Here is a 12,338-nt window from a genome sequence, read left to right on the forward strand (position 1 = left end):
TGTCTGTAAAAAAAAGACTAAAATAAATGAAAGGACTGTAAATTATGAGACTGGTGAAGCTACACATATACTCACTATAAACTTAGAGCTGCGTATGCTAGTTTATGTTCAAATTTAGACTATCTATTTACCTATAAGAATCTTCCAGGTTTATTTATCCCAAATACTACAAATCCTCTTGATGGCTGAAAGTTTTTTGATCTCAAGAATAGGATAAGAGTACATAGAGGACTATCTAAAAAATTAAAATTTAAAGTAGTAGATTTCTTCATGCTAAATAATGGTAAAAAATTCTAAAATAAACCCTATTTTTTTCAATTAGCTTATATATTTGATATATTGTATATAGTAAGATCGCTTCTATAAACTAACAGGACTTTCGAAATGCTAACTATAAAAAATCTCTCCGAAATAAAACAAAGTCTTTTTAAATGCTTGACTAATAACGAGTATTCTATGTTTTGTCCTAAGGCAAAAAGCACATTGGAAACTTATATTAAAGTAACGAAAAATCCATACACGATGGTCCGAGGTTTTGATTACATCTGCACGATGCCAGCATTAGATAAAACCTATACCACCAACCCTATCTCAATCTACGTAAGTGAGCTCGAATTAAAACAAATGCAAGATTGCATTCGGAATTTACGTTTTTGTATCGATCAGCTCGATGACAGAATCAACCAGTATAACCTTTTACGCAAAATTTTACGTGCCACATCTAATTTTATGATGGAGATGGGTTATCAGCTAGAAATGCCAAATGGTAAACAACCACGCGGCCGGTTTGGAAGACGATTGATATACGTGCATTCGGTATACCTGGGAAATCTACCTAAAGATTTTAACGAACTAGCGCTCAAAGTCACATCACACTTTGAGAGAACTTGGGGAAACCTCAGTAGCCAGCTCAAGCACGATATAAAATATGTTTTATGGCATCAAAAAAGTGCCATCGGTACTATTCCAATGTCCAGACAAAATTCTTTTGAAATACGAGATATTTCAAGTCTTCTTGAAGAACCGGACTTAAACCAGGACCTTGAAATTGTATTGAGCAGGCATACTGACAAGAAAAGGAAGCTTACTTTAAAACGTCTCCTTACCGAGCAACTTACTTTTGCATCAAACTTTCAATCAGTAACACCAGCCCTATCTGCTGATATCTTGAGATTTGTTATTCTGTATCTATATGGAGGTATATACTTAGACTATGGTTACGCGCCAGTTAGTCCAGAAGTTCAGCTTCCAACAAATAAGAATTCTATCAAACAGCATTTAAACGAGTCTTGTGAAAAGGATGTAATTAAACCATGGTTTAGTGCGAATAATTTGAAATTTATCGGTCAATCGAAGGGTTGTGTGCCGATTTGTCGCAAGGTCGATCAAGGTAAGTTTATTGGAGTTTATGATTATTATGAAGCTGCGAATGCATGCTTTGAGAATAGTGATTACGAATATTATAAGTTTCTTGCGGTGAACTTGGATTCTAACGCGATGGTATCTTATTATGCTCGCCATCCAGTTTTATTGTATATCATTATGTCTAGCAACGCGCTGTTAAATAAAGAGCTGAATACTAATTTTGGTCACTCGTGGCGGGATAAATATATTAATACCCGCCATCAAGATGGCCTCGTTGAACGTTTGTATGAAATTAAAGAATTAATGCGTAAGCAAAAAAATGAAGATGATGAAGATGATGATGAAGATGATGAAGATGAAAATGAAAATGAAGAATTGAAGCGCCTCAGAAAAACAATAGATACAGTTAATAAAGGTCCTACATTATCATCTCTCGGCCAATACCCAGGCATTATTACTAATGTTGGAATTATAAGTTATTCGTTATATAACCTTGGTTATCTTAATCTGGACGAAGACGTTACCGACTTTTGGGTAGAACATGATGACAAATATTATAAGGAATTTAATTTTATTTTGAATATGGACCTTATTGGGAAATATGAGAATGGTAATTTATATCTGGGATCGAGCGGACTTATGTTGGTGAAAACTTCTCTAGGGAGTTGGCGAAAAGGATTATATAAAAAAGGTTTTAGCTTATTATAGCGCACGGGCACCATCAAGTTTGAGCTACTACAACTAGCATCTATCTAAAGTATAGAAACCAAAATGCAGATAGCCTAGTCGTTTCTATGAGTTGCTATGAAGTATATTAACAAGTAGGGGTAGAAATTATCAACTGCCTCATTCTAGAATTACTATCAAAACTACTTCAACATTCTTTGTTAAATTAATTCAATAGCCTTAGCTAGGTAAAAAGCTAGCAATAAGTTAAGATATAAATAAATCTCAAGATATTAAGTCGTTTCTTTGGAGCTAATTTTATACTGATGTGGTGATTGTATTTTTATTAACTGAAATTCAGCATCTTGCCCTTCATATTTAATGGGGCCTACTGGAAAAATATTAAAATATTTATTATTATCATCACAACTGTCCGTGTAACATAAAGCTACTTTTTTGCCACGTACCTTAAAAAATAAGTAGCTATATCCAATCGCAGGGTCAAAAACATCTATCTCTGCTTCTTTTTCTTGGGTTGTTTTATTTAATATTGAAAACTGAACTTTCTCATCAGTAAAAAGTGTATTACATTGCACAACAAGGTGAATGCTGTCTGAGTCGCCAGTTCTGCAATTTCCACTTCCTCCATGAGGCTGAAATGCCTTACCTATATAATATTGCTGCTGTAACACAGGAGATAAGTATACCACATATGCTATTGTTGCATTACATAAGTAAGGAACTAAAATTAAAGGCAATACTAATAGAATTTTTTTAAACATAATGAAGATACCGATTGTTGATACATTTTAGTGTAAAAATAATCTGTTAAAAACGTATAATCAATAGTTTTATAGCAAACTGGTTGTATGGTTGCAATATCTAGATTAATTTCATAAAAGAAATATTTTAGAACATTTTTAAAAATATAAGATAAACTTTAGTTTTAGATAATAGATTCAAAGCTAGTTAAGCTTAGTTATAAGCTACGTCTTTAACGCCATCAACCCAAGTCCATCCTTGGTAAGAGTCTGAATTTAGGATCCAGGTCATCACGCCACCGTACTGGTTGTATTTTTCAAGATCCCCATCTGTTATATCTTTAGTGATATCAGCAGGGTTATACAAACCTACACCAGAGCATGATGCATCAGCTAAACAAGCGCCTTGTATATAAGCAGCCTCTGTAACAGATGGATCTTTATAATCTGGAACACCAAGGACTATTTTTGTTTCTTTTGGTACATAGAAAGCATCTTCTGTGATTCCAGGCATTTTATCACGAGTTTCTGGACTTAGTAAATTAAACGTCATGCTTAAGAAACCAACATCATATCCTTTTTTACCACCAAAGTTTGCACCACCATATTGATTATATGTTTGTATAAACACAGCATCAAATTGGGCATCATCCATGAATTGTTGGGTATACATGGCTTCAGCAAATTTTGCACTACCACTTGCCCATTGGCCAGTACCGTACCATCCGTTAATTTGGGGTGCAGCAGTTAAAAATGGCGTTTTACCTGTTATAGACATATATTCAGCTTTCATGGCATTAATATATGCTATAAAGTTAGCCTCTTTCTCAGCTCCATTTGTAGGATGCTCAACATCGACATCAAGACCGTCAAAGCCATTATCTGCTAAGAATTTACCCATAGCTTTACCAGTTCCTGCAGCATCATTATTCATATCAGGCGTAAAGTAATTTACTCCACCACCAATAGAAAGTAAAGATATGCCCCCATTGTCATGAATAATTTTTTGTTGCTCAGGAATTCTAGCTTTCATATCATCAGTGAATTGTGTGTATCCAACCCCATTAATATCGATTTGTTTTCCTTCAACAGTGCCATGAAAATCTTGTCCTGCAAATGCATAAACTATAACATTATATCCACGTTTCATTGCTTCTGTAATCATTTCATTTGTTGTATCTGGCTGACTATACCATGGTGCATCATAACCTCTAACGTAACCGACTATTACTCGATCAGGCCATTCTGACGTTGGAGCCTCAGAATATTTTATAGTTATATTCAGACTATCCTGATCAGCGACGAAGGAACTAGGATTTATACTATCTTTGTATCCAGAGATTTTATCAGCAGTTACAGTCCAAGTATTACCATCTTTTGGTAATTGCTCAGTATAAACACCACTAGCGTTAACCTTTAGTTGTTGAGAATCACCATTACTACTTGTGAATTTTAAAGTAGTCTCTTTACCTTTTGGTAGATCAGTAACAGTAATATTTACAGCTTCTGTTGGGATTTCTTCTGATGTAAATTGTAATTGTGCTTCTGACTTATTAAAGCTATAGACTACTACTTCAGTAGGTTCTGATACGTACGCTCTGCCATCATAAGTAAAGTCTTTAGCCGTAATTGTATATTTAACACCTTCAGTAGATGCAGGTAAGTTATCAATAACTGTTGGAGAAGTGAAATTTACGGTACCTTCTGAAGCGACATTTCCAGCTTCATCCTTAACTACATAATCTACAGCTTTTGAAACGCTTCTGTCTGCAGAGGCTATTAAGTTTATAGATCCTACTTGTGCTTGTTCATAACTTATTGCGATGTTTTTAGTTTCACCTTTAGCTATAGAGAAGTTATTAGGAGTTGCAGTACCACGGCTGGAACCGATAGAGCTAACAGAAACTTTTAATTCTCCTGCAGGGACTTTAAGGTCAACAGAAGAGCTCCAACTAACATTTTTCTCAGCTACTTTAGTGTTATTTTTATCAAATACAGTTACAGTAGGTAAAGAAGAGTCAGTAACAAAGGCAGGCTTTGCTGGTATAGTAATAGTAAGAGTAGCTTTTTCTTTAGCAGGATCTTCACCTACTAGTTTCCAAGGTCCCCATTCTCCAGAAGTTTCAGGGTTGTTACCTTGCGTCCACCATTTAGCCTCGTATATAGAGTTGTTATATGTTACTTGGTCACCTGCAGTATAAACAGCAGAAGGATCCCAGGCTTTTATACCTGGAGTAGGTTCAGGAGCAGGTTTTGCGGTATAAGTTAACGCAATAGTTGTAGTTGTAGCAGAAACTGTTACTGTAGAAGGAGAAATAGTACCTTCATCACCGTTAAGTTTAACAGTATAAGTTTCTGAGCCATCTTTTGGATATTCTAAAGTAACTTTACCATTTGAAACAGTAAAAGTACCTTTTGAACTTACAAAATCGATACCAGCTGTAGTAGGAAGTTGACCTTGAATAGAAACATTTGCTGTAATCTTTTCAGCTGGAGTTGGACTTGGACCAGGACCTGTCTCATCCCAAGCATCAGCGCCATATATACCAGAAGGTCTATACGCAGCTGATTTACACCAACCTTCATATGGCCAAGGTTTACATTTATAAGTTTTGCCTTGATCAGTTACAATAGTACCTGCAGAGTAGCTACTTAGGTCAGAAGTAGACCAAGCTTCAGTAGCAAAAGCTGAAGACCCCATTAGGCTTAAGGTTACTATTGAAATTAATTTTCTTTTTATATTCATATTTTTCTCCTTAGTTTTAACATAAACAATTATGTTTACTGACTATGATTATAACTATAAGTCAATAGATTTGGTAGGTGTGTAATTAATAGTCACTAGTTAAAATTAATTAGTAATATTTGGGTTGTTAGAAAATAATACCAATTCCAACACATATTATTACTTTCTAACTTTGTATTTCATACCTAATTTAATCCTTTAATATTTGCCAATAGCCACGTTATTGCCTGCACATCAAAAACTTAAATTAGTCATAAACTCCTTTATTATAAATGCACCAATTTATGTTGGAATTGGTATAATATAACAAAACAGTACAAGCTAAAAAAATTAAAGCCTAACTAAGAAAATATTTTGTAAAGGAGTTTAGGTGTATGCCACATATAGTAGTAGAAGTTTCGCAAAAATTTGATAAACAAATTGTTAATAACATTATTCAAAAAGTACAAGAATATTTGATAAATAGTCTACCTACTAAACTAGAAACTTTTAAAAATAGAGTTTATGTTTATGATAGTTGTATGGTTGGAGGTTTGACTTCTGAAGAACTAATACATTTGACCATAAAGGTTCTATCTGGACGTAAACAAGAGCATTTAGTCAATATAGCAAATCAATTAAGGTTGCTGTTAGTTAAATACCTAGACGCAATAAGTCTAGAAATTAAAAATTATACTCTGACCATTGAAATTTTAGAACTCCCTCCAGCCTACGTTAGTTAACTTGAACAATTTAGGTTATTTAGGAGTTTCTTTATACGCTCTAATGGATTAATATGATTTTTTAATGCTAGATTTTTAGTTTATACTATGAATAAATATAAAAAATTACTTTTTTCAAGCCTTGGTTCTGCTTTCGAGTATTATGATTTGGCTATATATTCCGTTTTTGCAGTTGCAATAGGGGAAAAATTTTTTGATAAAGATAATACTATTAGTAGCACACTAATGGTGTTTTTGGTTTATGTAGGTGGTTATTTGGTAAGACCATTTGGTGCTTGGATATTTGGTTATATAGCAGATAAAAGAGGCAGAGCTTTTATTTTAAAGTTAAACATGATTTTATTATTTTGCTCAACTTTATTATTAGCTATTTTACCAGGAGTTCAAAGTATAGGAATTTGGGCGACATTATTTTTTGTTACATTACGATGTATCCAAGCTATGGCTATAGGTGCAGAAATTCCAGTAGCTATAATATTTAGTATAGAGAATTACCCTAAGAGACAAGGTTTAGTAACAGGAATTATTTTTTCTTGCCTAAGCTTTGGTATTATGATGACAACAGTAGTTCTCTTTATAGTAACTAACTACACAAGTGATCATTTTGTAAAAGAATATGGCTGGCGAATAGGATTTTTAATAGGAGCAATATTTACGTTTACTTTGTTCTTTCTAAGAAAAGGTATAGTCGATGATCATTTACCAAAGCTTACTATAAATTTAAATAACCAAAATACTAGCTTACTATCATTTGTTGCTAAGGTTGTAGTAGGTATGATGCTGGTAGCGTGTATTGCTATGTTAACAACACAGCTTTATATGTTTTTACCGTCATTTTACCAAATGTATTTAACTTCAAAAATACAGCTAGCAAACTTACTTTTAGTAGGCTCTATAATAATGACTATTAGTTGTATAGTAGGTGGTTTTATAAGTGACTATATGTCAAAAGAAAAACTAATGGGTATATTGATCATTATAAGCATATCCCTTGCTCCTATTTTTTATAAAAACATACTTGATGGTAAGAGTATATATTTATGTTTTATAATTTTATCAATTGTTATGGGATTTTTTGCCTCTACATATAATGTGATAATTGTTAATTATTTTAATTTTGATTATAGAGGTAGAGGACTTGGTTTAGCTTATAACCTTGGGTATTTAGTATTTTCTGCGGGGATCCCAGCTTTTACGATATTTCTAATCTCCGAGACAAAATTATTATTGGTACCAGCATACTTAATAGTTTTTGCAGGTGTAGTTTCGCTTATAGGCTTAGTAGCTTCAAGTAAATTTATCAAAAAGGTTTAAATATCATCGCAGAAGGGTCAGATTTGAACTGGTTATAAAGTTCTATAATATATCTATCTGTCATAGATGATATATAGTCGCTTATAATTCTAGCCTTTTGGTGAGTGCTTTTTGCGTTGTAGAAAATAGCTCCGATATCGTCAGGCAATAGACTATCGTTAGGAGTTGACTCAATCAGAATATCAAAAATTTCTGAAATTATTTCTCTACCTCTATAACGTAGGATATTTAGCTTTGGTGATTTTATTATTTTAAATAAAATATATTTTTTAAGCACTTCAACTTGTTTTCTAACTTGATCATCCAAATAAACTTTTGAAATAATAGGAATACTTTTGTTTAAATCTAATTTGATATTTTGAATGCAGTTATTCACTAGCTTTGATGTTAATTTTGTTCGTAGAAGACTATTGTTTGCTATATTTTTAGAAATCCGGTAGATATCTCTACTATCTGCTTTAAAGTCAATATAATTTGAAAAAATATCTTTTAATATTTCCTTAATTTCACTAGCTGTAATTTCTAAATCTTCAGGCATTGCAGCTAGGATTTTTTGTAGCAGTTTATCATCGATGCTAGCCATAGATAGTGGGTCAATAAAGCCGCCTTTAAGTGCATCTTCAACATCATAAGTTGAGTAAGCAATATCATCGGCAACGTCCATTATATAGCATTCTATGGTTTTAAAAGGTTGGTTTAGTTCAGTGGTATATGGTTCTAGGAGTTTTTGCTTTATATCCTCAACTAACTTAACTTCTTCGTTATAGTATCCTTTAGTTAGAACACCAAATTCACTAATAGGAGGTATTAAACAGTCATATTTTATAGTAGCAGCTAGAGTTCTATATGTTAGATTTAAACCAAAGCTTTGTTTTTGGTCAATATCTTTTTTTGCTGTATGGGAGATTAATCTAAGTGTTTGGGCATTGCTTTCAAAGCCACCGAAATTCCGCATTTTTTTATTTAGGGCTATTTCTCCATTATGACCAAATGGTGGATGACCTATATCATGACAAAGAGCAGCCGTTTCTATGAGATCGTAGTCTAAATTCAGACCATGTTCAGAATTTAGTTTAACTGCTATAGATTTTGCTATTTGAGCAACCTCTAGAGAGTGAGTTAACCTATTTCTAAAAAAATCATTTTCAAAGTTTGGAAAAATTTGTGTTTTCGCTTGTAGTCTTCTAAATGATGATGAGTGCACGACTCTAGCATAATCTCTTCTAAATGGGGAGAAATGTTCTTTATAAGATACATTATTATCTTGTCTTAGATAATCGTTTTTATGATATAGATTTACAGCTTCCATATTTTTTGAGGATTAGCTAAATTGTGTAGTAATTATATACCTTTTGAACTTTTATCTCTATTAATTGCAAATATTAGCTACCAAGTGTTTATTGGTTATATTATAATCTAATCCTTATAGTTTATTATTCAAATTAAAAACAAATTTATTTTAAAATATAATTTAATAACGAAGTATCAATTTGCAGAGAGTGTTACAAAACCTAATTATGCATTTTAGGAGTAAGTATGCAATTAAAAATTTTTGAAATATATCAAAGTGATAATTTTTCATTAAAATATGAAATAATAGGAGGGGTGACTACTTTTTTGTCTATGTTGTACATAGTAGTAGTTAACCCAATTATATTATCACATGCGGGTATACCTTTTAGTGGAGCACTTACAGCAACAGTACTAGTGTCCTTTGTAAGTTGTTTACTGATGGGAATTTTTAGTAATAGTCCTATAGCTGTCGCACCTGGTATGGGAATAAATGCTTTTTTCACCTACGCGATCGTGCAAAATATGCAGGTTAGCTGGCAGATCGCTTTAGGTATTGTATTTTGGTCAGGAATAATTTTTACATTTTTATCAATGATAAACTTAAGAGCTTTGATCGTTAAAGCAATTCCTTGCCAAGTACGCTATGCTGTGGTTTGTGGTATTGGTTTGTTAATAGCTGTAGTGGGGTTAAAAGCTGCAAATGTTTTAGCACCTAACCCTGAAAACCTTATAGAAATGGCAGACCTAAATGTTTCTTTTATACTATTTTTAGTAGGACTGTTAGTTACAGGTGTATTGATTTATTATGGTTACACAGGAGCCCTTATTATTGGGATAATTGGAGTAACAGTAATTTATTTTAGCTTAAGCTTTTTATTCCCTAGTTTGGGGTTGCAAGCTAAATTTAATGGTTTTATAGCTATGCCAGATTTTTCAACGTTTGGTCAGTTAGATTTAGTAAATTCACTTTCTATTGCTTTTTGGCCAGCAATATTTGCATTTTTATTTACTACTATGTTTGATAGTTTGGCCGGTATCATCGGAGTATGTGAGGTAGGTAATTTATTAGATGAAAAGGGCGACCCTAAAAATTTAAAAGAAATATTAACAGTTGATGGGTTAGCAGGAGTATTTTCCGGTATCTTTGGTACAAGTTCAGCTATTTCATATATTGAATCAGCAACAGGAATAAAAAGTGGGGCGAAAACTGGTGTAAGTGCAATAATAATAGGTTTTTTATTTTTACCTTTTTTATTTCTTTCACCTTTATTATCACTAGTTCCATCGGTGGCAACAGCACCAGTATTATTTATCGTTGGTATCTATATGATGAAACTTATTGGAAATATCAAATGGCAACAAATTGAAGAGGCTATACCTGCACTTATAACTATACTAATTATCCCTCTTACTAGTTCAATTACCCATGGGATGATTTTAGGTTTATTACTATGGAGTTTGTTTAGAGTATTTGTAGGTAAAATCAAAGATATTAGTAATACTCTAATTGTGTTAAATATTCTTTCTATAGGTTTATTAATTATAGAGTCCATTTTTTAGAAAGATCTTAAAAATTCATTTCCAAACGGTTTTTTAGCCACTAGCCACATATGTTATGGAATTTCCTGATTTTTATAACAAAAACACCGCAACCTTAGTGATATTTTTTGCTGTATAAATTTGAAATTATTTTTTGACACGTTAATATGAAGTTACCTTTTGACAACAAAAGGTAAGCAATATAAATAAAAAAGAAGGAGAAAAATATGGGGAACTTAACGTTATCAGCAAGCACATTGATAGGTGATAAAGTAGTTAATTATGATGGAGAAGATTTAGGTGATGTAAAAGAAATTATGCTAAATCTTGAAACAGGAGAAGTAGCTTATATAGTCGTATCATTTGGCGGGTTCTTAGGAATAGGAGATAAATTGTTTGCTATTCCTCTAACAGCTTTTGAAATAGATACAGCTAATAAACAGTTTAAGCTTGATAAGTCAAAAGAAGATTTAGAAAAAGCTCCTGGCTTTGACAAAAATAATTGGCCCAAAGCTGATTCTTCTTATTGGACAGGAGATACTTTAGCAGAATTTTATAATGTCTAATACCCTAGGAAACGTATTAAATTATCTAAGGTATTTTCTACAGAACTAAAAAGTTTTATTAAAAAAAAGGGGAATAAAAATGAAACAATCTGAAGAAAATATTCAAAACGAGCAACCTGGGTTAACTTCTGAGATGAATGTTAAGCCTATTCATATTTACAAAGAGTATAATCCTGCAAACAAACTCAATGGTAAAGTTGCTCTTATCACAGGTGGAGATAGCGGCATAGGTAAAGCTGTGGCATTACATTTTGTAAAAGAAGGAGCAAAAGTTGCTTTTACTTACCACACTCGAGAAGAAGATGATGCTAGAAAGACTTTAGAAGAACTAAGAAAAATAGCTAACGCTAAAGATGATATATTAGCAGTAGAAATTGATGTTAAAGATAGTAGACAGTGCTATGAGTTTGTTGAAAAATCTTATAAACATTTTGGAAGTATCGATGTGTTAGTGAATAATGCAGCTGTGCAATTTCCTCAAAACGATTTTCTTGACATATCAGAAGAGCAGTTAAAAGAAACTTTTGAAACTAATTTTTATCACTATATGTATATGATAAAAGCGGCCTTAAAGCATATGCAAAAAGGAGCTAGCATAATAAATACTACTTCTGTCACAGCTTATAAGGGTAGGCCTGACTTGATTGATTATTCTTCCACAAAGGGTGCTATTGTAGCACTTACACGTTCTTTAGCAAAAAATATAATTAAAGATGGTATAAGAGTAAACGCTGTAGCTCCAGGACCGGTGTGGACTCCTTTAATACCTTCAAGTTTTAGCAAAGAAAAGGTGGAACATTTTGGAGAAAGTACTTTGCTAGATGAACCAGCGCAACCTGCGGATATAGCTCCTGCTTACGTATTTCTTGCTAACGAGGTAGAGAGTAAATATTTCATAGGTCAAGTGCTTCATCCTAATGGTGGAGAGATCGTAAACGGTTAAGGGAGGGGAGAGATGCCCTATAATGCATTGAGTGAATTACCAAAAGGGGTACAGAACGTGCTACCTAAAACATGCTCAAGAAATTTATAAAGAAGCTTTTAATAACGCTTGGGATGAGTATAAGGATGAATCAAAAAGAAGAACCGATGAAGATAGAGAAACAGTATCACATCAGGTAGCTTGGACAGCAGTTAAACAAAAGTATTACAAAGACCAACAAACTGGGAGTTGGTATAAAAAGTAACTTATTATCTAGGCCTTAAATAGTCGTTTTATAGAAAACCAATTTTTAGCATACATAATGATAACAAATATAGCCTACTAGTTATAAAAGTAGTATTAACTGGAATAGCTTAAAATCAAACTATTCCTGTGGATTACGTGGTCAATCCTAACTGAATGACGTACTCTTTTTTAGCGAGT

The 12,338-nt window shown here is 32.8% G+C and carries 9 protein-coding genes and 1 pseudogene; 7 read left to right on the forward strand and 3 right to left on the reverse strand.

Translation table 11 applies throughout. The annotated features are described in order from the left end of the window. Window positions 1-384: 384 nt before the first annotated feature. Window positions 385-2,073 carry a glycosyltransferase gene (locus FRA_RS02330; protein ID WP_035721568.1) on the forward strand — a complete coding sequence of 563 codons (1,689 nt, stop codon included), beginning with the start codon at window positions 385-387 and terminating at the stop codon, window positions 2,071-2,073. Window positions 2,074-2,324: 251 nt separating this feature from the next. On the opposite strand, the gene FRA_RS02335 is transcribed toward FRA_RS02330, so the two are convergent. Together FRA_RS02335 and FRA_RS02340 are read right to left on the reverse strand one after the other, a co-directional pair. Then, complete coding sequence (locus FRA_RS02335) at window positions 2,325-2,813, reverse strand: hypothetical protein (RefSeq protein ID WP_035721570.1); 489 nt, start codon at window positions 2,811-2,813, stop codon at window positions 2,325-2,327. Between the two features lie 193 nt (window positions 2,814-3,006). Beyond that, window positions 3,007-5,538 (reverse strand): carbohydrate-binding protein, encoded by a 2,532-nt coding sequence (locus tag FRA_RS02340; RefSeq protein WP_035721571.1) that lies wholly within the window; start codon window positions 5,536-5,538, stop codon window positions 3,007-3,009. Window positions 5,539-5,912: 374 nt separating this feature from the next. Here FRA_RS02340 and FRA_RS02345 point away from each other — a divergent pair, with 374 nt between their 5' ends. Next, window positions 5,913-6,260 carry a 5-carboxymethyl-2-hydroxymuconate Delta-isomerase gene (locus tag FRA_RS02345; protein ID WP_035721573.1) on the forward strand — a complete coding sequence of 116 codons (348 nt, stop codon included), beginning with the start codon at window positions 5,913-5,915 and terminating at the stop codon, window positions 6,258-6,260. 87 nt (window positions 6,261-6,347) lie between these two features. Further along, the gene (locus FRA_RS02350) at window positions 6,348-7,574 is read left to right on the forward strand and encodes an MFS transporter (protein WP_035721575.1); all 1,227 of its coding nucleotides are present in this window, start codon (window positions 6,348-6,350) and stop codon (window positions 7,572-7,574) included. Here FRA_RS02350 and dgt read toward each other — a convergent pair. After that, complete coding sequence (gene dgt, locus FRA_RS02355; protein WP_035721577.1) at window positions 7,561-8,883, reverse strand: dGTP triphosphohydrolase; 1,323 nt, start codon at window positions 8,881-8,883, stop codon at window positions 7,561-7,563. The genes FRA_RS02350 and dgt overlap by 14 nt on opposite strands. A 227-nt stretch (window positions 8,884-9,110) precedes the next feature. Here dgt and FRA_RS02360 point away from each other — a divergent pair, with 227 nt between their 5' ends. The 4 genes and pseudogenes from FRA_RS02360 (at window position 9,111) to FRA_RS02375 (ending at window position 12,159) form a co-directional block, all read left to right on the forward strand. Further along, window positions 9,111-10,427, forward strand: a complete 1,317-nt coding sequence (locus FRA_RS02360; protein ID WP_035721579.1) for an NCS2 family permease — start codon at window positions 9,111-9,113, stop codon at window positions 10,425-10,427. A 206-nt stretch (window positions 10,428-10,633) separates the two neighbouring features. Then, complete coding sequence (locus tag FRA_RS02365; protein WP_051686806.1) at window positions 10,634-10,972, forward strand: PRC-barrel domain-containing protein; 339 nt, start codon at window positions 10,634-10,636, stop codon at window positions 10,970-10,972. A gap of 79 nt (window positions 10,973-11,051) precedes the next feature. Continuing rightward, a complete protein-coding gene (locus tag FRA_RS02370) occupies window positions 11,052-11,915 on the forward strand; it encodes an SDR family oxidoreductase (protein WP_035721581.1) in 864 nt (287 codons plus the stop codon). Window positions 11,916-11,927: 12 nt separating this feature from the next. Then, window positions 11,928-12,159, forward strand: a pseudogene (locus tag FRA_RS02375) (ChaB family protein). The last annotated feature ends 179 nt before the right edge of the window (window positions 12,160-12,338 follow it).

It is taken from the genome of Allofrancisella heilbronnii, from assembly GCF_000710735.2.
GTDB classification, from domain to species: domain Bacteria; phylum Pseudomonadota; class Gammaproteobacteria; order Francisellales; family Francisellaceae; genus Francisella; species Francisella frigidaquae.